Genomic DNA, 24,581 nt, shown 5'->3' with positions numbered 1-24,581 from the left:
TCTTTAAATTCCCTACACAAAAAAAAAAACAACCTCTACTATAATTGACGTTGTATTTTCTTAGCTTGATAGCGATGGGATTAATGCAGTAATACCAGAAATAATAGGCCCAATGCCGATGAAGAAATTCCCAATCCGTTGATACACACTTTTTTGATTGTATTGATGTTGTACGTAACCTAAAGCCCCTTGACTTGTATCTGTCGGGAAGAACTGCGTTGCTACAATCTTATGACGGAACAGCACGCACATAATGGCATGTCCAAGTTCGTGAATAGGAACACCGATCCAAGCCGTTAATAGGAATCCTTTTCGTCCAAAAGCTCTCGACCAATACATCCGTGTGAGAGATTCTAAATAGCCTAATAGAAATCCAATTACAATGATAACGCCAATTAAAGATAATAATTGGATTACGCTTGTAAGGAGTATTTGAAAAATTGAGTTTACCAATTCCATTGCCAGTCATCCAATCTGTTAAAAATATTATTTATTCTGTTTCATAATAGCATTTTTTTTCAAGATTACTAGCACATATATTTTCTTTCGGAAGAAGGATTTCAGAATCTTTTTCTTGTAGTCATGTTTTATGTACAAATTCATATATTGAATTTGTAACACCCTATACGGTATATCCTTAAGGAGGGATAAGAGAATGAAATGTCCGTCATGTCATACAGAAAATGCAGCGGAGGCAAAATTTTGCGGGAATTGTGGACATTCGTTAACGGAAGAAGTAGTGGCAAGTAGTGGCCAAGAAGAAGGGCCGGAACAAGCACGTGCGGCACAAGCAAAGGAAGCTCGGCAAAATGAAACGGTAGAGCAAGCGAAGCGGTTTGCGAGCGGCTATTTTCAATTTTTTAAACATGCATTACAAGCACCGACAGCGATTATGCAAAGCGGCGCTATTGAAGTACGAAATGGAATTGTAAGTCTTGTTCTTATTTGTTTTTTAGGAGCATGTATTTTTTATAGAATGATGAGTGCAGCATCAGCAGTTACGAGAACATTTGCACCAGATATATCTACTCCCACGTTTTTTGTAGAATCTATAACGGTCTTTTTCTTTTTATTAATTTTAACTTTATTTGTCGGATTTATTATTTTTGTAAGTGGTAAGATGATGAAATCATCTTTTTCGTTTCTTGAAGTATTCGGTATATGGGGAACGATAGCGACGCCGGCTATTGTCATATTAGTCCTTTCTTTTCTTTTTAGTTTCTTATTAATCTTTTTCTTACCGATATTATTATCCGTAGCTGCAACTTATATAGGGATTAGTATAACTGTAGCCGTATTAAAGCTAGACAATGGCGGATTAGATCTCGTTTACACACTTATTATTGCAAATGTTTTAATTGGAATTGCAACATTCATTGTACTTTGGTCTTACATTAGCACGATAATTCAAGCCTTAACACAGGGAATAACTGGCTTCTAATGAAAAGGTGGTTGACTGGATGAATGTATGTACAAAGTGCGGAGTTCAGTTTGAAGATGGTGTGCAGTTTTGTCAAAACTGCGGGACGAAGAGGGGACGTTCTGTAGTAAAGAAGAACATGAGCGGTGGTGTAAAAGTTGGCATTACACTGTTAGCGCTATTTGTTATAGCGATTATTGGATTGTATTTGTACGGATTGTCGTATTATACGCAGGTGGCACAAGTAGACCGGATGATTACGATTTTACAAGAGAGGGACGGAGAGAAATTAGCTGAGATCGTTACGGCAGATGATCCATCGGTTATGATAACGAGAGAGAGCGTAACGCCTCTATTTTCATATATAAAAGAAAATCCATCTTACGTGAATGAATTAAAAGAATATTTGAGACAAGGTGAAAAACAACGGGACGGAATAGAAAGAGCTGATTTTTCATTAACGAAAGACGGAAAGTATTTCTTTATATTTGATCGATATAAATTGAAAGCGAAGACGTACTATGCAACTTTGCTTTCAAATGAAAAAGACGTATCGTTAAAAATGAACGGAAAAGAAATTGATAAGACAGATGACAAAAAGTTTGAGAAGCAATATGGGCCATTTCTTCCGGGAAATCAAGTGTTTCAATCAGAATATAAAAATGACTACGTAAAACTATCGCGTGAGGAAAAGGTTGTACTTATGAAACAAAGCCAAAATAACGTAACGGTAGATTTAACGTTGCAAGGTCAATATATTACAGTTCAAACGAACGCGCCTGGTGCAACATTGTACGTAAATCAAAAACCAGTTACAGCGCTCGCAGGAGAAGAAATTACATGGGGGCCTGTAGCGACTGATGGAAGCGCGAAAATTTATTTAGAACGAAATGGAGAAAATGGACGGGAAACGACAAAAGTAGAGACGGTAACGGCACTTTCGTCTTATAATCTTCCATTTCAAAAGAAAAGTACAGAAAAACCAGTTGTTTATAATGTTACTCCAACGCCCGCGACTGAGTATGTATATAATGGTTTCATCTTTCCTGATAGTGATATTCGAAAATTAACGAGCACAGATTTAACATATTTATCGAAAGAACAGTTGAAAATTGCTAGAAATGAAATATATGCAAGGCATGGACATATTTTTCAAACGAAAGATATGCAAGCGTATTTTGCAAAACAGTCTTGGTATAGAGAAAATCCTTATTTTACAGGAAAGTTAACAGATATCGAAACTTATAATATTGAACTAATTAAATCAAGAGAATAGAGCGCGGGAAAAAGGTACAGTGTATATTACTGTACCTTTTCTATCGTTATTTGGCTGGACGAGGTTCCCTAGAGAAAAAGATATGAAAGAGAAATGTGACTTTACTTGCCCCTCCTGATGTACTGGCTTGCACATGAGATAAAGAACTAGACGTTAAAGCAGCTTCGGAATGAGGAGGGACGATTATTTTAAGCGTATCATCTGATTCTGATGATGCAGTAACTGTTATTGTATCGTCAGAAAAATTTATAATTTTAACAGTACCGACTGGAAAGATGGCCTTGCGAGTGTGTGATGCAGAAGCGAAGCGGGTAGCTTTCCAAATAGTTTGTGAGAAAGTGTCATTGTCAGATAACCAAGCACGAGCACTGTATAAAGTTACACTAACGGTAAACTCCTGTTCAAGCGGGAGGGCGGGTTTCGGTTCTATCGGTTCCTCTGGAAGCTGGACGAGAAGGCCGGCGCACATGTATGTTTCACCTACTTTCAATAGCTACTGTTATAGCATATTAAACATGTTGTATATAAGACACGACGGTTACCTATTCAAGCATAGGTTTGTGCACCAAATTTGAAGATGAAATTCTCTTTCTTTACAATGGAAGTAGGTGTTATTTCTATAAAATATGGAAAACGTAAAGAGTATGTAAAAAAGAAGGAGTGGTAAAGTGAACTATGTCATTATTGGCGGAGATGCAGCTGGTATGAGTGCAGCTATGCAAATTGTTAGAAACGATGAAAATGCAAATGTTGTAACTTTAGAAAAAGGTGAAATTTATTCATACGCTCAGTGTGGATTACCGTATGTCATTAGTGGTGCTATCGCTTCAACTGAAAAGTTAATCGCGCGCAACGTAAAGACGTTTCGTGAGAAATATGGAATTGATGCGAAAGTGCGTCATGAAGTAACGAAAGTAGATACGGAAAAGAAAATGGTGTACGCAGAGCATACGAAGACGAAGGATGTCTTTGAATTTCCATATGATCGATTATTAATTGCGACTGGAGTGCGTCCTGTTATGCCAGAATGGGAAGGACGGGAATTACAAGGCGTTCATCTTTTAAAAACAATTCCTGATGCTGAGCGCATATTAAAAACGTTAGAAACGAATAAAGTTGAAGATGTAACGATTATTGGCGGTGGTGCAATCGGACTAGAGATGGCAGAAACATTCGTCGAACTTGGTAAGAAAGTAAGAATGATTGAGCGAAATGATCATATCGGTACGATTTATGATGCAGATATGGCTGAATATATACATAAAGAAGCAGATAAACACAATATTGAAATTTTAACGAATGAAAATGTAAAAGCATTTAAAGGAAATGAACGAGTAGAAGCAATCGAAACGGATAAAGGTACGTATAAAGCAGATCTTGTTTTAGTGTCGGTTGGAGTGAAGCCGAATACTGATTTTCTTGAAGGGACAAATATACGTAAGAATCATAAAGGAGCAATCGAAGTAAATGCATATATGCAAACGAATGTGCAAGACGTATATGCAGCCGGTGATTGCGCAACACATTACCACGTTATAAAGGAAATTCATGATCATATCCCGCTCGGAACGACAGCCAATAAGCAAGGGCGACTTGCTGGACTGAATATGCTTGATAAACGAAGAGCTTTTAAAGGTACGTTAGGCACAGGCATTATTAAATTTATGGATTTGACACTCGCAAGAACAGGCTTAAATGAAAAAGAAGCGAAAGGGCTACACATTCCGTATAAAACGGTCAAAGTAGATTCTACAAATATGGCGGGCTATTATCCAAATGCAAAACCACTTTACTTGAAATTACTATATCGCTCCGATACGAAACAATTATTGGGCGGGCAAGTAATTGGAGAAGAAGGCGTAGATAAACGTATTGATGTGATTGCGATGGCGCTTTTCAATAAAATGAGCATTCATGATTTAGAAGACGTCGACTTAAGTTATGCACCACCATATAACAGCGTGTGGGACCCAATTCAGCAAGCGGCAAGGAGAGCAGAATAGCACTTTTTAAAGTGCTATTTTTTTGTTAAAGGGGAATTATCATTTTTGTCGAATGAAGAGGATCAGGAAATAGTTACATATGAGGAAGGGGAGTTTTTTTATGATTGTAGCACTTCAAAAAGTTCAAGAATCAGAAAAAGAAATATTACGTAATTTGTACGCATTATATCTTCATGATCTTTCTAAGTTCACTATGAATATAACTATCGGAGCCAATGGTTTTTTTGGATACAAAGATTTGCATATGTTTTGGAAAAATGACGGAATCACGCCGTATTTTATAAAAGTTGATCATAGTATTGTAGGATTCTTATTACTACTGGAACGTCCGTTTTTGAAGAAGGAAAATGATTTTGGTATTAATGATATTTTCATATTGAATCAATATAAAGGAAAAGGAATAGGTAAACAAGCTGTTGAGAATTTACTAGAAGAGAAAAGAGGACAATATTTCGTTATCGAACTTCTAAAAAATGTACCAGCAGTGTCGTTTTGGAAGAAAGTATATAAAAAACTGAACATAGAATTTGATGAGAGAGAGCAGTTAATTGATGATGAAGAATGTCTCGTTCAAACGTTTAAAATTTAATGAAATTGGTTTTCCTTTTATATTACTTTGAAATTTAACTTTATCCCGCTATTTGCGGACAGTAAGACCCCACTGATTAAAGTTTCACTTTATTTTGAATATACCGTTTCCCCTTGAAAACATATTACGTATCGCTTATATTTTCATATAGTATTTATTTTTTAAACGAAGCAATGAACGAACCAGGGGGCGCAGTATGGCAATTAACATGAAAACAATCGAAGAATGGATTGCTGAATCAAATGCAAGACATGAAGAAGACTTTGGACACGTTGTGGAAGAAATGAAAGAAGTATGTGTCGGACTTGATAACGCGACATTAATTTATACGAAAAATGTATTTTGTTTCGGTAAAAAAGTAGAAGTCTTTTTCTTCTTCCAAGACCATGTCGTGATTGGACAAGAAAAAGACGAATATGTTGAGATTGAAAAATTAAAGTATGATGCCATTACAAATAGTAACTTAAAAACAAATGACAAAAATACTACGTTAGAATTAAAGTTTGCTAACGGACAATCTATCAATTTAGATAGTTTAAATGATAACTACGGTACGAAAAATTGGTTATTTGCTAGACAAATTAAGAGTATTTTTAAGTTAATCTAGTAAAAAAGCACGCCGTCCATCGGCGTGCTTTTAACTATGCAAAGCCCCTTTTAACCAATTCCGCGCCCGATATGCCCCAACTGGAACTTGAATAAGAGATGTTTCATTCCCAGCATCTATTCCGTACAATTGATCACATGCATTTGTATCAAAACTAAGTAAAGGATGCCCGCCCATCCCCATAGCAGTTGCAGCAAAAACGAGTTTATGAACGAGTATACCTGCTTCCATTTGGTGAATACGGTATCCTCTATAGCCTAATGCACGTGTATAGTAATCTTTCTGTCCGACTACATGTAAGCAAAGTGGTACTTGAAAAAGGTTTACGTTATCCATCGTCATACTAGACTGAAGTGGGTAGCGAAGGTCTCCATACCGAATTGGTTGTATGGAATGTGTTTTACTGTTATAAGCGTAAGCTCCGTTTTCAATATTTTTCACGCTATAAAAACATCCGTATAAGGAGACGCGTGTATTTTCATTTGTATACTTACCGTCAAGGTCGTTGTAATAGGGGAAGGAGAGACTCGCTTCTTGTAGTAAAGTAGCGAGCTCAGCTGCATCCCATTTCGTTAAAATAAAATCCGCATCAGGAGAATATCGTTTTTTACAAAGTTGTAGGAAATCATACGATAACTGTTCTACTTTTGGTAGCTGTACAGCGTACGTATTATGTTGATAGTGCTCTTCATGATGTAGTGTTTGGAAGTGTGCTGTTGATTCGATCATAGAAGCTTCATTTATTTTTGTTATCATCGGATATTCACCTACATGTTTTGAGCGAACGAAATGTTCATGTGCGAGCGGCGGAATTTGTTGCAACAACTCATGAGAAGTAACTGTTTTATTTTCACGGTAATTATTGTGAAACCAATTAGTTTCTGGCTCTGTACTTAAAGGAATAACGGCATACACACTTTCTTCACCTTCTGACAATCCGAGTAAATGGTTCAGTGCACGGTCTAGAAATTGAAAGTATACGCCGTTTGTATAACCGAATTGCTTTGCACATTCTAGCAATTGTCCAATGAGGACCCCGCTATCTAATCCTTGAAGACGATATGAAAAATTATTGTATTTAAAGAAATTTTTCCAAAACATAGTGGATACGAATGCAGCACCGAAACAATCATCTATATTACAGCGATTACCGAGTGTGTCTGTCAAATAAGAATCGAAATTTCCTTCGCGAAGTAAAATAAGTCGGTGATGCGCGGCGTCATAATGGTAAATGCCGTCTGGGTAATCGTCAATCTTTAAATAGATATACAATTCATTCGGATATAAAGCACCACCCGAAGGAATAGATCTTCGTAATACATTTCTCTCGCTATTTAGCTGACATAATTGTGTTACACCAAATGAATACCAAAGGTAGTGACCAATCTCATCTAAAGTAGGTGTAGTAGAAGAGTTCGGTAAAGATAATGGGATTTCTAAGGAGAGCGGGATGGTAGGTAAATTTCGATATAATTTATAAGGAAGCGGTGCGTCTTTCCAGTCCACCTCATGATTCGGCATAATTTCATCGATAGAGAAATGGAGATGATGTAAAAAAGTATCTAGCTGCATGAAATCCCTCCTTTACTATGGAAACGGATGTGGATGTGGATTTAATCTTTCATTCGTTAAAGGTTCGTCTGTATATCCAAGTGTCATCGGTACGGTATATACCCGGTCCAGTCCTGTAACTCGAGTAAGATGGTGACCAAACGTCATCGGTAGCATGCCTGGAATAATAACTTTTACACAATGTAATCCATTCTTTTCTATGAGGGGAACGGTTTGATCTACAACGATTATTTCAAGATTAGATTGATGCAAACGATTTAAAAGTTGGTGGAGATCGGATGTTAAATCCATATCAAATGATTGTGATACATTCATTTCTTGGAACGTTTGCACCGGTGCATCTTCCCGTAAAAGGAAGTGAAGACGTTCTTCTGTTTCTTTCAATCCATACAGCATACTATGGTCTTCCATTTTATTAACGAAATAAGGATCTTGTAAGCATTTTTCGTAGTATTCTCTTTTGTGCTCGAGCTCATCGTCTGTTATAAGTAACATGCCTGCTATTTCTTGAATGGCGCTTTTTAAGGCTCGAATAGGATTTAAATGAGCGCCTCCTGCACAAACAACGTTCATTCCATTTTCACGCGTATTTTTTGCAATTACCCATAAGCTAGGAATGCCGTGTTCCATCGTCGCGTTAAAAGCGTGTAATTCATATCCGGTAATCGTACGTAACCGCTGAATCATTAATTGTAATTCTGTATCATTTGCTGAACTAAGATCAAGGCGGGGAAGAGGTAATTCGGCATACCAAGTGAGTAAGAAGGCATCACGCTCTACTATTTCTAAAATGCCGTGAAAAATCGCTTCTTCTAAACTACCGCCAATTGCACATCCATTTGATGTTTCATACACGAAAGCATCTCGATGACCAAGGCTATAATAAGCAATTGATTCAGGAACTAAAAGCGGTCTGTTTTGTGATAAAGAATATCCCCATACCCAGTTTTGCTCATAATCAGGATCAAACGGCTTGAATGGAAAGTTATCACGATTGTAATGTTCATTTGTATGGACACCGAGTGTGAGGGGATTTAGTGCATGTTCCTCTAAATCATGAAAACTACCATGCACATTTGTCTTTTTCCCACGAGGAGACATACCGCAATATCGTTCTAAACCTTCTAAAATAGCAGTTGCTTCACTCACTGCAAATGAATGAGTTCGTCCCGCAACACCTTCATTTCCGAACATTAATGGCATGTTTATAATGACGTCAGCGAATGGTAATACAGAATGCTGCATTTTTCCGTTCAACATACCGACCCGATAATCTAAATAGTCTCTCGTTAAAAATGTGTTTAGCTCATGAATGGAACGGCAGCGATACGTTTCGGTGCTTACTTTTAAACTCGGTTGTAAAGAAACTTCCGCCGCATCCGCAGTATCATCAGGTAAATTACTACATACAGGACAGAGAGGATCTGGAAGAAAAGAATGCCGCGTACATTGTAATGTTTGTAAGTTTAGTAAAATAAGTTCATTTTCTAAAGAAGAATGGTTATGAGTTAATATTTTTCCTGTTTCTGCGCAAATAAGATGGCACATTTGCAACATTCCATTTTGGGTGGCACGTACGTCACGTCTCGTTACATTATCTGCTTTAAAGGCATATTTCCGCTGTAGTTCCCACATTTCTTTTTGATCAAAGCCAGCGATAAAACGGCGTCCATCAGAACAATGGGAACATCCAGGCGTAAGAGGATGAATGTAAGGACCGATAATACCTTCGCCAAATGAAGTAAAACCACGAAGCCATGGAATATGATTTGAGCGAAAAATAAGTTCGGCATCATGATGAATAGTAGAAGGAGATCCATCATGTAATACGAGAGCGAGATGAATATTTTCAGGAAGTTCTTCTGTAAGGGTATGTTGACGAATGATGGAATATTGTTCGCATAATTGATCATGTACATAGTCTGCAAGAAGGCCATCTCCTATAAGCAATATATTTTGAATCATAAACCGTCCTCCTTTGCAATTAATACCCCATACACACCGTCTAGGTTTTCTTTTAAAAATGGTTCGATTGCTAAATCGAACACGAAGGGATAAAAATTATGTTCTTCTAAATGCTGTAAGGCAAGCTGTAAAGATTGCACACTTGGAATTTCTTCTTCCGCTTGTATTTCCACTCTAAAAGAATCCGTGTCATATAAAATAATAGAGGATTCAGGCAAGATATTAGCTCTGTAAGGAATTTCTTCATTTTGAACGTGAAAGAGTGATAGTTGTAGTGCGTTTCGTAACGCTAACGTCATATTAATATTAGATGCACCGTACCATCTATCATTTATACCAACCCAAACGACTGGAAAACTGAGAATCTCTTCACTCATTGCGATTTTAGGTGTTTCATGGATTGTAGAGAGAGCATCGTAATAAAATCTACAATGTTTATCTTGAATATCAATTAAATCAACAGTTGTAAGTTCCTCTAGAATATGTGACTGCCGCTCATACAGTTTATTGTTTAAATGTTGTTGTAGTGCCCGGTAAAATCCTTCTGTCATCGTTTCTCCAGCACCGATACCGATATTGTTATGTTCAGGAATAAGGCGGTGAATGATTTCTGCTACATATGTTTCAATTCCTGTTAAACCAGCTTCTCGGCGTGCTTCATTATGAGTCAATCCACTACGAGTCATAAGAGGCAGAAGGGGAGCTGGGCCATCTGATAGTGGAGTAGCTACTTGAATATAGCATTGTGATAATGGTAATTGATATGAATCTTGTTCATCCCATACATGGAATATACCGGCTTCTTTAGAAGTTAATGAATCGAAAAAGCGGAATACATCAGTTGAAGTATGTTGGCCATACCGATGCTCAAGTTTTTCAGAAATATTTTCTATCGTATCAATTGTAAAACTTTCATCAGTTGCAAGAGGGTGTTTTATAAAAGGATGCCACGTTCCTTCAAGTGTTTCATAGTTTAATAAAAAGAATTGTGATTCTTTTTCACGATATGAATCATCCGCGACATGTTTAAACAATTCAAAAACGATTACATTTGCTAACATGGCAGATGTAATTGGTGAGAAGGAATCCGATGAATTTTCATTTTGTAAAGTCGTTTCATGTAGCCGATGCCATGCGGATTCCCAGCATTCATCACGATTTTCTGTTACGACAGGTCCAGCTATACCGAGTGTTGATAAACAAATAGCTGGTATGAAATTCTTTTTCGTTTCTCTACAAATAGTGTGAACTGTTTTTAAACCGTCAATGTCTCCGTTTTGAGAAACATATAAAATCCAATCAAAAGGTTCGAATACTTCACGCAAGGGACGGTCAATTGTAGTATCGATTTCTTGAAGGAGTACACTGTTATCAACTTCATATGCACGTTCTATTAGCTCATGTATTCTGTCATAGTTTGTTTCATCCCGATCTGTAACGAGGTAATGAAATGTAGGTAAACCAGATTCTAATAAAGAAGAAACTAAGGAAGTGAGCATATCCCCAGAACCAAGTACAAGGACATTTGCTCCGCGGTATGTTTCAAACTTTAAAGCACCTGAATGAGAATCAGCTTCTAAAAATTCAATTTGTGAAGCATATCTGTCGAGTAATGTACTGTTTAATTCATGAGGTGCATCTTGATTTGCATCGCGAACGAAACCATTTTCATATAAAATCTCTCCAATTTCAAATACACGGTTTTGATAGGGGAGAGGGAGGCCATCGGTTATTTCGGCTAAAGAATAATTCCCGTTAAACATTGGCATTAATTTTTCAATCCAATCATAAATTCCATCACCGTCCATACGAAATGAACTGGCGTTATTTCGAAAATAGACACCCCCGTTTGAATCGGGGAGGAAGAAAGTATCCTTATTTACTTTAAGTTTTGCATGAATTGGAAGGTTATTCATTTTAATCCTCCTTACGTTTAGGCATACATTATTACCTTATGTCATGAAATTTGTCCCGTATGAACACAATAAAAAAAGGCTGTAGAATGATTCATTCTACAGCCTTTAATAGATTTTTAATCTATCAACCTTCTAATAATAATGACTTTGGATCTTCAAGCATATCTTTAACAGCAACAAGGAAGCTAACTGCTTCTTTACCATCAACAATACGGTGATCGTAAGATAAAGCAATGTACATCATGGGGCGGTTTTCCATACGCTCGTTATCAATTGCAACTGGGCGTACTTGGATTTTATGCATTCCTAAAATACCAACTTGTGGGCTATTTAGGATCGGTGTTGACATTAGAGAACCGAACACACCACCGTTTGTAATTGTAAATGTACCACCTTGTAGTTCTTTTAATGAAAGTTTGTTGTCACGTGCTTTTTTACCTAATTCACGAATTTCACTTTCAATTTCAGCGAAATTTAATTGGTTGGCATCGCGTACAACTGGAACAACTAATCCATCTGGAGCTGCTACTGCAATACCGATATCATAGAATTTTTTAATGATAAGCTCGTCACCTTGAATTTCAGCATTTAATAATGGGAATTGTTTTAATGCTGCAACAACTGCTTTTGTGAAGAATGACATGAAGCCAAGACGTACATCATGTTTTTTCTCGAAAGCATCTTTGCGTTCTTTACGTAATTCCATGATCGCACTCATATCAACTTCGTTAAATGTTGTTAACATTGCAGATGTTTGTTGAACTTCTACAAGACGTTTTGCAATTGTTTGACGGCGGCGGGACATTTTCACGCGCTCAACTGGTTTTTCGAATTCCGTTTTTGCAACTGGAGCAGGAGCTGGACTCTTTGGAGCAGCTGGTGCTTCTTTTGGTGCTGCAGCATGAGCTTGTACATCATGTGGTCTCACGCGTCCAAGTGGGTCTGTGCTACGTACGTCGTTTAAGTCGATTCCTAATTCACGAGCCATTTTTCTAGCAGCTGGTGATGCGATAGGACGGTTTGTATTTGGTAACCCTTGTAGTGTTGCAGTTTGCTCAGCATTTGGTGCCGCAGCTTTCGGTGCTTCAGTCGTTTCTTGTTTTGGTTGCTCAGCCACTGGTGCAGGTGTACTTACTGCAACTGGTGCTCCATTAGCATCTAAAATTGCGATAGTTGCACCAACTTCAACTGTATCCCCAGGTTCGCCTAGTAACTTCGATACAATACCTGAATCTTCTGCAATGATTTCTACATTGACTTTATCAGTTTCAAGCTCAACAACGCTGCCACCTTTCTCAACTTTGTCGCCTACGTTGATAAGCCATTGTGAAATAGTTCCTTCAGTAATAGATTCTGCAAGCTCAGGTACTTTAATTTCGATCATTTTAAATGTCCTCCCCTTATTTGCCTAACGGTGTGTTTTTTCTTCTTTTGTCTTCGGTAATCTCCATTTGTTAGCCTGGCCTTGGGCAGAATATCTGCCCAAGGAACAAGCTAGAAAGCTTCATTGTTACTTTTTAGTTGCTGTAAACTTCAATTTCTTGTTTATCTTGACGGAAGTTATACTTCACATCTAAAGCATGTGCAACAATTAGTTCTTGCTCAGCTTTGTGAGCGAATGGATCGCCGCCAGATGGACTAGAGCGATCAGGACGTCCAATGTAGCCTGTTTTCACTTTATCTCCAGCAAGCTCGAACAGAATTGGAGCCATGTAATGCCATGCGCCCATATTACGAGGTTCTTCTTGAACCCAAATGATTTCTTCTAAGTTTTTAAAGCGTTTAATAATAGATTGAACTTTCTCAGCAGGGAATGGGTACAATTGCTCAATACGAACGACATGAACTTCGTCTAAGTTGTACTCATGTTTACCAGACTCGATTTCTGCTGCTAAGTCAATCGCCATTTTACCTGTGCTTAAAACAAGACGTTTTACTTTATTTGGTTTCATGCCAAGGTTTTCTTGTTCTAAAGCAGGTTGGAAACGTCCTTCGCTTAACTGACTAGCAGTTGAAAGCGTAAGTGGGTGACGTAATAAACTCTTCGGCGTCATCAATACTAATGGTCGAACAGCTTCTGTTCCTAAGATAGATGCTTGACGACGCAGGATATGGAAGTATTGAGCCGCGCTCGTTAAGTTTGCAACTGTCCAGTTATTCTCAGCAGCTAACTGTAAGAAACGCTCTGGACGTGCACTAGAGTGCTCTGGTCCTTGACCTTCATAACCGTGTGGTAATAGAAGAACTAAGCCAGATTTTTGACCCCATTTTGCTCTTCCAGCTGAAACATATTGATCAAATAATGCTTGCGCAGTATTTGAGAAGTCACCATATTGCGCTTCCCACATAACAAGAGTTTCTGGAGCGAATACGTTATAACCATATTCGTAACCAACAACAGCAGCCTCTGATAACGGACTGTTATGAACAGAGAATGAAGCATTAATGTTTGGTAAGCGATGTAATGGTGAATATGTTTCATTTGTATCAGTATCGTGTAATACGATATGACGGTGTGCGAATGTACCACGCTGTGAATCTTGACCAGTTAAACGAATTGGCGTACCTTCTTGTAAAATAGAAGCGAATGCTAATGATTCAGCAAGTGCCCATTCAATTTTGCCGTTCTCTTCAAGAGCATCTTTACGGCGCTCAAGAATTTTCTTCACTTTCGGATATACGTTAAAGCCTTCTGGCCAAGATAGTAGACCTTCATTAATTGCACGAAGTGAGTCAATCTCAACGCCAGTATCAATTGACTGAATACCTTTTGCAACAACATCTGGTACTTTAACGTGAATTGTTGCATCACTCGTATCAGCTGGTGGTACTTGTGCATAGTCGGATTTTAATTGCTCTTGTATAAACTGTGTAATTGTTTCAACCTCATCTGCATTTAGAACACCAGCAGCTTGTAATTGATCTGCATAAATTGCTCTTACAGTTGGATGGTTTTTAATTTTTTTGTACACTTGTGGTTGCGTAACTGCCGGGTCATCCATTTCGTTATGACCGTAGCGGCGGTAACCAATTAAATCGATTAAGAAGTCTTTTTTGAACAACATGCGATATTGAATCGCAAGGTTAGCAGCTGCAAGACAAGCTTCCGGATCATCAGCATTCACGTGAACAATCGGAATATCGAAACCTTTTGCAAGGTCACTTGAATATTTCGTAGAACGAGAATCATAGCTATCAGTCGTAAAACCAACTGCATTGTTTGCGATAACATGAATCGTTCCGCCTGTTTGGTACGCGTTCAATCTGCTTAAGTTGAGTGTCTCAGATACAATACCTTGACCAGGGAATGCAGCATCACCATGAACTAAAATTACGAATGATTTTGAAGTATCTTGATCTGGAAGACCAGATTTTTTACGATTCTCTTGAGCCGCACGTGCGAAACCTTCTACTACAGGATTCACGAACTCAAGATGACTCGGGTTATTTGCTAATGTAACGCGAGTACTAACTTCTTCGTTACTAACGACTTGTTCTCTACCTAAATGGTATTTCACGTCGCCAGTCCAGCCAGAATTAGCCACTGCGCCTTCTATTTTTGCATGTTTGAACTCAGCAAACATGTGGCTATATGGTTTTTCTAATACGTGAGCAAGTACGCTTAGGCGACCGCGGTGAGCCATACCAATCATGACATCCTCTACGCCGTTCTTAGCACCTTCTAGAACAATTTCATCTAAAACAGGTACAAGCATATCAACGCCCTCGATAGAGAAACGTTTTTGCCCAACGAATGTTTTATGCAAGAATTGCTCGAAACCTTCAACAGCTGTTAAACGTTTTAAAAGAGCAGTTCGTTTTTTATTTGATAGTGGTTGACGCAATGAATTTGATTCCACCATTTGATGCAACCACGCGCGTTCTTCACTATCTTGTATATGAGAAAATTCATAAGCTAAAGATTTTGTATAAACGTCTTTTAATCTATGAATTACATCAAGTGCAGTGTGAATACCTTCTGGTGCATCTGGCCATACTGTTTTCGCTGGAATCGCTTTCAAGTCAGCATCGCTCAGTTCGCTCATTGCTTTCTCAAGAAGAGATTGTCCATTTGCAGCATCTTCCATCGGGTTGATGTGAGCCAACGTGTGCCCGAAAGAACGAATCTGCTCAACAAGTTGAACGACTTTAAGAATTTTTTCAATATTACCTGTGTTTTGAGGAGAAAAATGTGTTGCTGTGTTGTCCCCTGTTACGACATCATCTTGAAACGAAGGAGCTCCAAAAATTTCAAAAAGCTCTTGTAATTCCGGATCAACAGAACCTGCTCCAGTTACGTAAAGATCATACTGCTCAATAACATAACCAAGGTTCGGACCGTGGAACTTGGCCCAAGGGTTTGTCGTTGTATTCTTCCTCGTCATTTGTTTAAACCTCCCAATGCATATAATCCTTTTCCATACAAAGGTGCATTTTGCTCTTTTTCAATAAGTAATGAATCAATAATCAATGTAAATGTTTTTCTTTACTCTTATGTTATTACAATAATTTACATAATACCAAACACTATTACTTATCTGTTTTGTAAAAAAACATTCACAATAACTTATCACCCAAGTTAATCTTTCATGTTATAAAGTAATTTTACAGAAAAATGGGGTGGATATATTTGGTATGCCTATACTAATAGCTATAATTGTTGCATTTAAATATAGGTATAATAGTTAGAATGTTTCGATAAAAACAGTTTGAATTATGTATATTGAAATAATAAGCGCTTTCATAGATATTATACAACAATATAACGGAATATAGTATAAAAAATAAAAAATTATGAATTTATCGTAAACTTTATTTAGATAGTGTTAAATATTAAAAGGAAAGTGAAGGATTTCTACAAAAAAAGTTGCTAAACATAAAAAATGCTCCATAAACAGTTAGTTTCTATAAATATGACGAAAAACACCGTAAAACAAATAACGCATTTCGTGAAATAAAGAAATAAATGAAATATTTTAAAAGGATAAAACAAATATGGAGATATTAAATTTTAAAAAAAGAAGTGAGGAGATATAGTAACATTTATTTACAGTGTTCCGTGTTTCGCTTCAAAATAGACGTGCTGAAATTTAAAAAAGTTTCTTCTATATTATTGAATATACTTATGGCACTTACAATGAGTACCGTCTTTATCTCATTTGTTGTTTTAGCAAAAAGATATTAAGATGGAGGAGAGAAAGGAAGATTAACATATGCAAATGATGTATGCTTTTGGCATTGGGCTTGTATTATTTTTAGCCGTATTCTTATTTATTCGTAAAGACGTTCAAGGTGGGACATTAACGAAGCGAGGATTTTATAAATTAATCGGCTGTTTAGTTGTTATGCTTATAGCAATTATTGTAATGATCGTATTAATTAATCAGTCACTATAGAATGTAAAAACGGAACCTTACTTTGGTAAGGTTTTTCTTTATTGTTAAACCTAAAAATTACCACTAAAGCCATTTACTATAAATAACTTGTATTATATAATCCAATGAAATGATAGATAAGGAGTGTAGTATATGAATAAAAAAACTATCTTCTATTTATTAACTTGTATACTACTTGTAGCTAGTACTACTTATATAATATGTAACAAAAGAGAACAAGTGCCACCTATATTAGTATGGAACGAACAAGAATACTATGTTACGAATGAACCTGCCAAAGTAGAAGAAGTTGGGCAAAAACTTGGCGAAGTAACAAAGAAAATTAAAACAAGTAAAAAACCTACTAAAAATAGAGAATCTAATACATTACAAGAGAAAACAGAAGTATTCACAATGATTGAGGAAGAAAAAAGTGATTACCCGCCTTTAATCATAAAGGAAGCTTATAGTGATGAATATAGGGTAGTGAGGCCGATGTTGAAGCAAGTATTATGATGAAAAGGGGATTCATATGCAGACAGTAACTTTGTATCCGTGGTCGTTAAGAAAAATATTTGTCTTTTTCCTCCTATCGGTGCCGCTTACATTTTGATGAATAGAGGAGCAATACAAAAGAGAGATTACATTTTATATTTATTATTTGCTACTATGAATATATCACTTTGGTTATCGCTTATGATTTTTGATCGGAGTATGTGGATGGTAGCAGGGCATTATATAATTGGAGCAATTGTTATTGTTTTTTCAAATATAAATAAGAGATAATCCAGCAATCTTAAAGTTGCTGGGTTTTATTTTGATATTTATAATTAAGAAACAAATTTTGAATAGAGAGTAGTGGGCGTTATGAGATGGAAAGCAGGAACGTTTGAAAAAATAGAAACGAATGACTCATCTATTGAGAAACTCATACATACATTTAAGGAACAAAACGTAAATGGCGGAGTGGTTATAAGCTGTTTTAAAGTACATAACGAAAATTTTTTTAAAGAAATACCATATTGGAAAGATGGACACGAGCACTTCTTTAGAAGAATCTTTAACTCTTTAGATATAATCAATAGCTTAGAAGAGTTAAAAATACATACGTCAGAAAAATATAAGTTGCATTTTAAAGAGCAATGGGCAGTCATGCTTGATGGTAGCATTGCCGCTCAAATTTTGTCGGGCGGAGCATATGAAGGATTTAAGGAACGACCAGTTATCGCAAAACAATTAGCCGTGAATGTATGTCAATATATGTTCCAAGATCGCTATGAAGATATTAAAGTGTTCAAAAGCTATTGCCCTTGGACAGATTGGTTTTACGATGTTGCATGGGATGCTACTTGGATGGTGTTAGATAGTAGGGAGCGTAAAATGTGGTTTATTTGTGCTACGGATACAGATTGATAGAAGAGGGACCTTGTAGGAATGCTGCGAGGTCCTTTATCTTTTGGGAATTAATAGAAAACGAATCATATAAATGCTATACTAAAAAATGTTTGTAATGTCAGTTTCATAATATTGTATGATGCTGACTTACTAGAAAAGATAAGAGGAGAATGAGCGTGCAAAAGATAAAGAGATTATTGCTATTAATGATGGTAGTAGGATTAACAGCAGGTGTTTTAGCAGGGTGTGCAAATCCGAAAGATACTACAGAAGAATTTTTAACAGCGATACAAAAAGGTGATGTAGAAAAAGCTCGTACATTTGTTGAGAGTGACAAGGAATTTAATAAACTAAATGAAAAAACAGATGATGCTGAGGCAAAAGCAATGCTGAGTGCAATTACGAAAAACTTTAAGTTTGAAAAGCTAGAAGAAGTATCGAAAAAGGATGACAAAGCAGAAGTGAAAGTGAAAATTACATCTGCTGATCTATCCGTTGCTGTAACAAAAGCAGTGGGAGAAGTTATGCCAATGGCCTTCGCTAGCGCATTTAGTGAAGACAAAGAACAATCTGAAAAAGCAATCGAAAAAACAATGACATCAACTATCGTCAAAAACTTAGCAGATAAAGATGCAGCAATGGCAACTCGCGAAGTTACATTGAACTTAAAGAAAGACAAAGATGGCGACTATAAAATCGTTGCTGACGATAACTTGAAAGAAGTATTGTTTGCCAATGCGAAGTCTTTGGAGAAGATGTTTGGTGGGAAGTAATTGAATTAGATAAAAAGAGACACCATATCACGTAGAAGGTTGATATGGTGTCTCTTTTTTATGAACCTGGAGAGGTTTGAACTCAAGAAATTAATTCTATAAATTTCATATTATGATTTTTTGGTTTATGACATACAGCTAGTTGTAACAGAGGAGGTACTGTATTCTATGTTTTCTTATGCGGATCCTGTAACGTAGAAAGGTAAAATTTCTGGACCAGATTTTAATTAGTGTTCCTTCAGCTTTAATGAGGAGGTGTACGAAGATGTTGTGACTATACCTGCTGGGTATTATTAATTGTGAAGTCAAATAAGAAAACAATTTATTAGAGGAAGATTAGTTAGTTTAAGTATCAGATTTAGGTGTTTAACAGGGGGTACTAATTAATTTCAGTTCTTTCATGAAAAATTATAGAAAAAGTATGGATAAACAAATTCTTGTTTTAAGTGAATTTTGTGAATGTGGGGGCTGCTTTAAATAAAGATGGTCAAACACTATGTAAATAATTAGGAATGTTAAAATATGCAAAATTGCATATTAAATATTTTAAATCTTATGCTAACCTTATAATGCGAAATATAACATTTGTTGGTAATTATTCATTTTTGAAAGATAAAAAATGAATAATTACAGTGAATTGTATACCACTGTCCTATAGTATAAACGATAATAACGAAAGCTATTTGAAGTCCTTTGAAGGAAATAAGTTATTTAAAAAAATTCCATATAGAAAATTTGTTAAAATTTCAGATGTAACAAATGTCATTTTATTTTTAATGTCTGATAAAAGCGATGCCATTAGAGGGCAAAATATTGTGGTTGACTATGGATATACAATTGTATAAATAAATCATCTTGGGAATTAAGGGTGTGGATAATGAGTTTACTAATTAAAGATTTAACAAAGAAATTTGACGAGCATGTTGCAGTGAATAATTTGAATATCGAGATACCAAAAGGTGAAATATTTGGATTCTTGGGCGGGAATGGAGCAGGTAAAACGACTACATTTCGAATGATACTTGGACTTTTATCGAAATCAAGTGGGACCATTTCATGGAATGGTAAACCTATAAATTATGGTGTTACAGATAAAATTGGGTATTTACCAGAAGAACGTGGTCTTTATGCGAAAATGACTGTCAAAGAACAAGTTAACTTTTTTGCAAAACTAAAGAACATGAAAAGTAAAGATGCAGAAAAAGAACTTCACTATTGGCTGGAGCGTTTTAATATTACTGAGCATCTGAACAAAAAGGTAGGAGAACTTTCTAAAGGCAATCAGCAAAAAATCCAGCTGATAACAGCGATTATACATAAGCCTGAACTCTTAATTTTAGATGAACCATTTAGTGGTTTAGACCCAGTAAATGTTGAAATGTTAAAAGACGCTGTTCTTGATATGCAAAAACAAGGGTCGTCAATTCTTTTTAGTTCACATCGTATGGAACATGTGGAAGAGTTATGCCAACACATTTGTATTATGCACAAAGGTGTACCTGTTGTTCAGGGTGACATTACCAAAATTAAAAGTGATTTTGGTAAAAAGAACGTTGTAATCGTTGGCGATCATAACTTTGACCATTTGAAAGAAATAAAAGGTGTAGAAAGTATGAAGAAACGTAAAAATGCAGTTACTCTTAAAATTTCATATGAAGAAGTTTCACATGTTTTATTTAAAGAGATAACAAAATTAGGGTATGTTAAAAAGTTTGCAGTAGAAGAGCCTACATTAAATGATATCTTTATTGCGAAAGTAGGTACACAAAATGAATAGTTTCTGGACAATTTTTTTACAAAACTATAAATCTAAAGTGAAATCAAAATCATATTTTGCTATTACAATAATAGTTTCTATGTTAATTATAGGATTGATGAATTTTGACAAGATTTATAACTTGTTTGCAGGTAACGAGGACGATCAAGTTGTTGTTGTTACAGAAAAAGAAGAATTATATTCAACCATTCATCAAGTGTTTAAAAATGTCGATAGTAAGATACAAGTTAAACGTAGCACGGATAAACAAAAAGCAGAATCAGGTGTTAAAAATGGTGATTATACATATGCAATCGTTGTAGAGGAATTGAATAATAAACAATTAAAGGCTACGTATATAACTGAGACGGATGTAAATCAGCAAGATGTTAGCAAGGTTCAAACGATTTTATCTCAAATACAATCTTCTAATTTCGCCCAGCAATTGAATCTATCTCAAGATGAATTAAAGGTGTTAACAACGCCAGTAGAAATTCATACCAAAACGGTTTCAGATAAGGTTAAAGATGGAGAACATACTGAGGGTGTAGGGATTTTAATTAATGTCTTTATCATGCTAAATTATCTAATGATATTAATGTATGCTGCACAATTAGCAACAGATGTTGCAACAGAGAAATCTTCTCGTGTTATGGAGTTAGTTGTTTCAAGTATTTCGCCTACCAAACATTTATATGCGAAGCTATTCTCAACATTATTGGCTGGTATTACGCAAATCATAATTTGGGGCTTGGTCGCAACTGTTGGATATAAAACAGCAATTAATGATTCGAAAAATGATATTTTAAATAGTATTGATTTAAATTCTGTTGCTCCAACTCTAGTGTTTTATGGGATTCTATTCTTCACATTAGGATTCTTATTATATGGCTCATTATCTTGTCTATTTGGCTCTATCATTACGCGTATAGAGGAATCTTCTCAAGCTGTTATGCCGCTGATGTTTATGTTACTTGCTGCTTTGTATATAGCAATTTATGGAATGTCAAACCCAAGCAGCATGGTTGTTACCATTACTAGTTATGTACCTTTTTTCACTCCTATTGTTATGCTTGTACGAATTGGATTCCTCAATATCCCAGTATGGGAGATTGCGCTTGCATTAGCAATTCTAATTGCAACAATATGTATGATGATTGGTTTAACGAGTCGTGTTTACCGCGGTGGCGTATTAATATATGGTAAAGGTGCATTTAGTAATATCAAAAAGGCAATCAAATTAGGGCAAAAATAGGATTCGTCTATTCATTTCTAAACTTAAATTTACAAAGATCTGCATAGTTAAACTGTGTAGATCTTTTTTGTTGAGAAATTTATATAAATAAATATAAAAATTGCTGTATTAGGCTATTTTTCAAAGAGAATTTTAAAAAGCTCCCAAAAGAGAGTAAAGAATCGAGTTCTAGCGAACAACGTAGAGCGATAATTAATATAATTTATGTCTTTCTCCAAAATGGAGAAAAGAAGTAGGGGAAAATTTAGTTTTAATAATAATCATTTATTTGCTACATAAAGAAAACCCCTTGACTATCAAGGGGTTTTTCATATGACCCCGGAGAGGCTCGAACTCACGACCTCCACCCTGTCAAGGTGGCGCTCTCCCTGCTGAGCTACGGGATCCCAACTATAAATGTTACCATCAGCAATGTATTTTCATTTCATTCGTGTAATCGGAGAATTTGTACAATTTGTTGAGTATTGTAACATTTGATGTATTCCTATAATAGCAACAAACTTTAATGGTGTAAAGGTTTAATTTTCTGAATATTCATATTCTAATTTTTGTATAAAAAAATAAGCCCCGAAGAGCTTATTTTAATAATAATATCAACGCAATTATCAATGATATTTTCAAAAATACAATCATAAATAATGGAGCTTGTTCATAAGCTATCGTCCTGTAACTGTCATTCCTGCTGTGTAAATTGTATCAATAGAACCGTCAGCGCCTTTTATTTCGACTTTATAACGATATGTTCCATCCTCATAAATATCATCGCCATATCCTGTGAAAGTTGCAATTTCATCATTGCTTCCAGCTGGGACCCATTGATTTTGCCAACGGAAGTTGGTTTCAAATTCTCCCCATCTATCGCCATATTTCTTTTCAAGGCTGACATTGTAATGAATTTCTTCAGCTCGGTCATTTGTAATTCTTGCAATTACGCTGTTACCAAAAGTAACTTGTGTAGAGTGTACCTGAACTGTAACACCGTTCACCGTTTCACCAGGACCACAAATGTAATGACAACCATCCCATTCGTCAGCATGTGCTTTTGGTGTTTCAATGTTCATAACCGTTAAACCGCCTAAAGCTAATGCGCCAGTTAATAATACTTTACCAAATGTTTTCACTTGAAATTCCCCCTAAGTATATTCTCAATTCGTTCGATAGATATCACATTAATCTAATGGAACGTTTTTTCCTTAAGTGTATTCGCTATGAATCTTTCATCTTGTAGTAATCTAATCACTACATAAAATTTCATAGTTTTGATTCCATATATGTATCATGATTTACATAGAACAAATCTGTTAATACGCTTTGGTTATTTACTTATTCCACTACTTCTTATTACCTTTTATTGGTAAAACATTGGTTTTATTATATAACATTATTATCTATTTACAAGAGAAAATAATACTGTATGCAAAAATGCATAATAAAAAACACTGCTTGTATTCTAGATTACAGATTAAATGGAGTGTTGGGTTTCAATTAATATTTGAGTGGAACTTAATGCTAATTTTTTATGCTTAACAGTATGCATATATCATCGTTTATTAAAGTTATAATTGATAAACCTTGTTCAGGGGACGCTCTTCCTGCTGAGCTACAGAATCTTCAAAAGGGAAAGTATAAGCGATTATGCTAGTAATGTATGAAGGAATAATGATGAGAAGCAAATTCAGTAGAAAGTAGTCTTTGGATGTAGTGGTTATATTATTTACGATACCAATCCAAAGGACCTTCAGCACTCAAATCAACAAGAAAAGGGAGTAAGAAATGTAAAGGTAAGCTTATAAGTTCTGGCATAGCGTTCACCGTTTTCTTTGATAGATATTGTCTCATAAAACAATACGGACAATCCTTTTCAAATGTCACGAGTATTGCCCATACATCTTTTATTGTCCACTTCGTTTTACAATACGTACAACGCGTCATGAGGTTCCTCCTCATTTTAAGTTTTCTTCTAGTATACTCCATTCCATTGTAAGAAAGTCATTTGTATTTGGTGTGGTAAAATGTAAGTTGTTTTATTTTTATGTGAATCTATTTAGTCATTTATGAACAATTACATATCATTTGATATTTTTGCAGAATGATAGATTTTCAGTTTCAATATGCCAATTGGCCAATATATCCTTTTTACAATTTACTGAAAATCATGTATAACAGAGATACATGATTATTTTATCTCGCTATTTGCGGGCAGTAAGATCCCTTACCTCGAAATTCAGCAAAAGTAAAGAAGTTAGGTTCGGGTCGGAATGCCCGTAAAAGTCCGATTCGTGAGGGTTGATGAAAGTTTCACTTTATAAATATTCAGAAGTAGAGGGAGAAAAGTTGTAATGGTAAGAAAAACGTTCAAGATGCGCGTGTCTAAAAATAGAACGATTTCGATTAATGGATCGATTCTTGATGTGGATGTTACACATGATGAATTTTTACAAGAGTTTGTTGAGTGGGTTGATTCTAAAGGTTGGTCGTTTATGGGAATAACAGATGAGATTACGCCCGAGGAAGCTAGTCAAAAGTTAATAGATTCGTTGATTGATGAGAAGGATAAGAAAGAGTAATTCCTTCTTATTTTTATTGTATATTTATGTTCTTTATCGTAAAAGTATGATATAGTAAAAAATAGTGAAAATTCTTCCAATATAATACAAATTACATATGATTGGTAGATTT

21 protein-coding genes, 1 tRNA gene and 3 pseudogenes are annotated in these 24,581 nt (G+C 35.7%); 15 read left to right on the top strand and 10 right to left on the bottom strand.

Annotation, left to right across the window (positions count from 1 at the left end):
* Positions 1-78 precede the first annotated feature (78 nt).
* Positions 79-459, bottom strand: a pseudogene (locus tag AB6801_RS05945) (hypothetical protein); the annotation flags it as partial.
* 196 nt (positions 460-655) lie between these two features.
* Between AB6801_RS05945 and AB6801_RS05940 the strand changes: the two are divergent.
* Both AB6801_RS05940 and AB6801_RS05935 read left to right on the top strand, forming a co-directional pair.
* Positions 656-1,441: a zinc ribbon domain-containing protein gene (locus AB6801_RS05940; protein WP_000650090.1), complete on the top strand. Its 786-nt coding sequence runs from the start codon at positions 656-658 to the stop codon at positions 1,439-1,441.
* Positions 1,442-1,460: 19 nt separating this feature from the next.
* Positions 1,461-2,696 carry a TcaA 3rd/4th domain-containing protein gene (locus tag AB6801_RS05935; protein ID WP_063246045.1) on the top strand — a complete coding sequence of 412 codons (1,236 nt, stop codon included), beginning with the start codon at positions 1,461-1,463 and terminating at the stop codon, positions 2,694-2,696.
* A gap of 46 nt (positions 2,697-2,742) precedes the next feature.
* On the opposite strand, the gene AB6801_RS05930 is transcribed toward AB6801_RS05935, so the two are convergent.
* Entirely contained in the window at positions 2,743-3,165 is a 423-nt protein-coding gene (locus tag AB6801_RS05930) for a hypothetical protein (RefSeq protein ID WP_000332422.1), read from the bottom strand.
* A 199-nt stretch (positions 3,166-3,364) separates the two neighbouring features.
* Between AB6801_RS05930 and AB6801_RS05925 the strand changes: the two genes are divergently transcribed.
* From AB6801_RS05925 to AB6801_RS05915, 3 genes are all read left to right on the top strand, one after another.
* On the top strand, positions 3,365-4,699 hold the full coding sequence (locus AB6801_RS05925; protein WP_001110235.1) for a CoA-disulfide reductase: 1,335 nt from the start codon (positions 3,365-3,367) through the stop codon (positions 4,697-4,699).
* 100 nt (positions 4,700-4,799) lie between these two features.
* Positions 4,800-5,288, top strand: coding sequence for a GNAT family N-acetyltransferase (locus AB6801_RS05920; protein WP_000634326.1), 489 nt, complete (start codon positions 4,800-4,802; stop codon positions 5,286-5,288).
* Positions 5,289-5,484: 196 nt separating this feature from the next.
* Positions 5,485-5,895, top strand: a complete 411-nt coding sequence (locus tag AB6801_RS05915; protein WP_000996782.1) for a DUF3908 family protein — start codon at positions 5,485-5,487, stop codon at positions 5,893-5,895.
* A 30-nt stretch (positions 5,896-5,925) separates the two neighbouring features.
* Here the strand turns inward: AB6801_RS05915 and AB6801_RS05910 are convergent, their stop codons facing one another.
* The 5 genes from AB6801_RS05910 to odhA form a co-directional block, all read right to left on the bottom strand.
* Positions 5,926-7,467 carry a SagB family peptide dehydrogenase gene (locus AB6801_RS05910; protein ID WP_097998888.1) on the bottom strand — a complete coding sequence of 514 codons (1,542 nt, stop codon included), beginning with the start codon at positions 7,465-7,467 and terminating at the stop codon, positions 5,926-5,928.
* A gap of 15 nt (positions 7,468-7,482) precedes the next feature.
* A complete protein-coding gene (locus AB6801_RS05905; protein WP_097998889.1) occupies positions 7,483-9,432 on the bottom strand; it encodes a TOMM precursor leader peptide-binding protein in 1,950 nt (649 codons plus the stop codon).
* On the bottom strand, positions 9,429-11,348 hold the full coding sequence (locus AB6801_RS05900; protein ID WP_001061563.1) for a putative thiazole-containing bacteriocin maturation protein: 1,920 nt from the start codon (positions 11,346-11,348) through the stop codon (positions 9,429-9,431). The genes AB6801_RS05905 and AB6801_RS05900 overlap by 4 nt, the downstream gene beginning before the upstream one ends.
* A gap of 124 nt (positions 11,349-11,472) precedes the next feature.
* Positions 11,473-12,732 (bottom strand): 2-oxoglutarate dehydrogenase complex dihydrolipoyllysine-residue succinyltransferase, encoded by a 1,260-nt coding sequence (gene odhB / locus AB6801_RS05895; protein ID WP_000569926.1) that lies wholly within the window; start codon positions 12,730-12,732, stop codon positions 11,473-11,475.
* A 133-nt stretch (positions 12,733-12,865) separates the two neighbouring features.
* Positions 12,866-15,733 carry a 2-oxoglutarate dehydrogenase E1 component gene (odhA, locus tag AB6801_RS05890; protein WP_044795471.1) on the bottom strand — a complete coding sequence of 956 codons (2,868 nt, stop codon included), beginning with the start codon at positions 15,731-15,733 and terminating at the stop codon, positions 12,866-12,868.
* 725 nt (positions 15,734-16,458) lie between these two features.
* Between odhA and AB6801_RS05885 the strand changes: the two are divergent.
* The 9 genes and pseudogenes from AB6801_RS05885 to AB6801_RS05845 all read left to right on the top strand — a co-directional run.
* A pseudogene (locus tag AB6801_RS05885) lies at positions 16,459-16,533 on the top strand (permease); the annotation flags it as partial.
* Between the two features lie 28 nt (positions 16,534-16,561).
* Positions 16,562-16,744, top strand: a complete 183-nt coding sequence (locus tag AB6801_RS05880) for a DUF3976 domain-containing protein (RefSeq protein WP_001178294.1) — start codon at positions 16,562-16,564, stop codon at positions 16,742-16,744.
* A 132-nt stretch (positions 16,745-16,876) separates the two neighbouring features.
* The gene (locus AB6801_RS05875; RefSeq protein WP_044584234.1) at positions 16,877-17,239 is read left to right on the top strand and encodes a hypothetical protein; all 363 of its coding nucleotides are present in this window, start codon (positions 16,877-16,879) and stop codon (positions 17,237-17,239) included.
* Between the two features lie 16 nt (positions 17,240-17,255).
* Positions 17,256-17,509: pseudogene (locus tag AB6801_RS05870) on the top strand (hypothetical protein).
* Positions 17,510-17,590: 81 nt separating this feature from the next.
* A complete protein-coding gene (locus AB6801_RS05865; protein ID WP_001267321.1) occupies positions 17,591-18,136 on the top strand; it encodes a hypothetical protein in 546 nt (181 codons plus the stop codon).
* A 158-nt stretch (positions 18,137-18,294) separates the two neighbouring features.
* Complete coding sequence (locus AB6801_RS05860; protein WP_001169496.1) at positions 18,295-18,891, top strand: DUF4878 domain-containing protein; 597 nt, start codon at positions 18,295-18,297, stop codon at positions 18,889-18,891.
* A gap of 632 nt (positions 18,892-19,523) precedes the next feature.
* The gene (locus AB6801_RS05855) at positions 19,524-19,736 is read left to right on the top strand and encodes an SDR family oxidoreductase (RefSeq protein ID WP_224765010.1); all 213 of its coding nucleotides are present in this window, start codon (positions 19,524-19,526) and stop codon (positions 19,734-19,736) included.
* Positions 19,737-19,768: 32 nt separating this feature from the next.
* The gene (locus AB6801_RS05850; RefSeq protein ID WP_000054724.1) at positions 19,769-20,668 is read left to right on the top strand and encodes an ABC transporter ATP-binding protein; all 900 of its coding nucleotides are present in this window, start codon (positions 19,769-19,771) and stop codon (positions 20,666-20,668) included.
* Positions 20,661-21,902 (top strand): ABC transporter permease, encoded by a 1,242-nt coding sequence (locus AB6801_RS05845; RefSeq protein ID WP_001084160.1) that lies wholly within the window; start codon positions 20,661-20,663, stop codon positions 21,900-21,902. Before AB6801_RS05850 ends, AB6801_RS05845 begins: the two co-directional genes overlap by 8 nt.
* A gap of 313 nt (positions 21,903-22,215) precedes the next feature.
* On the opposite strand, the gene AB6801_RS05840 is transcribed toward AB6801_RS05845, so the two are convergent.
* The 3 genes from AB6801_RS05840 to AB6801_RS05830 form a co-directional block, all read right to left on the bottom strand.
* Positions 22,216-22,288 (bottom strand) — tRNA-Val (locus AB6801_RS05840).
* Between the two features lie 270 nt (positions 22,289-22,558).
* The gene (locus tag AB6801_RS05835) at positions 22,559-23,023 is read right to left on the bottom strand and encodes a hypothetical protein (RefSeq protein ID WP_000846655.1); all 465 of its coding nucleotides are present in this window, start codon (positions 23,021-23,023) and stop codon (positions 22,559-22,561) included.
* 589 nt (positions 23,024-23,612) lie between these two features.
* Positions 23,613-23,834, bottom strand: a complete 222-nt coding sequence (locus AB6801_RS05830) for a hypothetical protein (protein ID WP_000196288.1) — start codon at positions 23,832-23,834, stop codon at positions 23,613-23,615.
* 407 nt (positions 23,835-24,241) lie between these two features.
* Between AB6801_RS05830 and AB6801_RS05825 the strand changes: the two genes are divergently transcribed.
* A complete protein-coding gene (locus tag AB6801_RS05825) occupies positions 24,242-24,469 on the top strand; it encodes a hypothetical protein (protein WP_000251856.1) in 228 nt (75 codons plus the stop codon).
* Positions 24,470-24,581: the final 112 nt, after the last annotated feature.

Origin of the sequence: Bacillus sp. RCC_6_1, assembly GCF_041360755.1 — a bacterium.
Taxonomy (GTDB): domain Bacteria; phylum Bacillota; class Bacilli; order Bacillales; family Bacillaceae_G; genus Bacillus_A; species Bacillus_A cereus.
Note: the sequence above shows the minus strand (reverse complement) of the source record. Positions and strands in the feature narration are given on the sequence as shown.

Bases quoted from the DNA above. Each gene is read 5' to 3' on its own strand.
- AB6801_RS05940 (WP_000650090.1), top strand. From the start codon at position 656: ATGAAATGTCCGTCATGTCATACAGAAAATGCAGCGGAGGCAAAATTT.
- AB6801_RS05935 (WP_063246045.1), top strand. From the start codon at position 1,461: ATGAATGTATGTACAAAGTGCGGAGTTCAGTTTGAAGATGGTGTGCAG.
- AB6801_RS05930 (WP_000332422.1), bottom strand. From the start codon at position 3,165: ATGTGCGCCGGCCTTCTCGTCCAGCTTCCAGAGGAACCGATAGAACCG.
- AB6801_RS05920 (WP_000634326.1), top strand. From the start codon at position 4,800: ATGATTGTAGCACTTCAAAAAGTTCAAGAATCAGAAAAAGAAATATTA.
- AB6801_RS05915 (WP_000996782.1), top strand. From the start codon at position 5,485: ATGGCAATTAACATGAAAACAATCGAAGAATGGATTGCTGAATCAAAT.
- AB6801_RS05910 (WP_097998888.1), bottom strand. From the start codon at position 7,467: ATGCAGCTAGATACTTTTTTACATCATCTCCATTTCTCTATCGATGAA.
- AB6801_RS05905 (WP_097998889.1), bottom strand. From the start codon at position 9,432: ATGATTCAAAATATATTGCTTATAGGAGATGGCCTTCTTGCAGACTAT.
- AB6801_RS05900 (WP_001061563.1), bottom strand. From the start codon at position 11,348: ATGAATAACCTTCCAATTCATGCAAAACTTAAAGTAAATAAGGATACT.
- odhB (WP_000569926.1), bottom strand. From the start codon at position 12,732: ATGATCGAAATTAAAGTACCTGAGCTTGCAGAATCTATTACTGAAGGA.
- odhA (WP_044795471.1), bottom strand. From the start codon at position 15,733: ATGACGAGGAAGAATACAACGACAAACCCTTGGGCCAAGTTCCACGGT.
- AB6801_RS05880 (WP_001178294.1), top strand. From the start codon at position 16,562: ATGCAAATGATGTATGCTTTTGGCATTGGGCTTGTATTATTTTTAGCC.
- AB6801_RS05875 (WP_044584234.1), top strand. From the start codon at position 16,877: ATGAATAAAAAAACTATCTTCTATTTATTAACTTGTATACTACTTGTA.
- AB6801_RS05865 (WP_001267321.1), top strand. From the start codon at position 17,591: ATGAGATGGAAAGCAGGAACGTTTGAAAAAATAGAAACGAATGACTCA.
- AB6801_RS05850 (WP_000054724.1), top strand. From the start codon at position 19,769: ATGAGTTTACTAATTAAAGATTTAACAAAGAAATTTGACGAGCATGTT.
- AB6801_RS05845 (WP_001084160.1), top strand. From the start codon at position 20,661: ATGAATAGTTTCTGGACAATTTTTTTACAAAACTATAAATCTAAAGTG.
- AB6801_RS05830 (WP_000196288.1), bottom strand. From the start codon at position 23,834: ATGACGCGTTGTACGTATTGTAAAACGAAGTGGACAATAAAAGATGTA.
- AB6801_RS05825 (WP_000251856.1), top strand. From the start codon at position 24,242: ATGGTAAGAAAAACGTTCAAGATGCGCGTGTCTAAAAATAGAACGATT.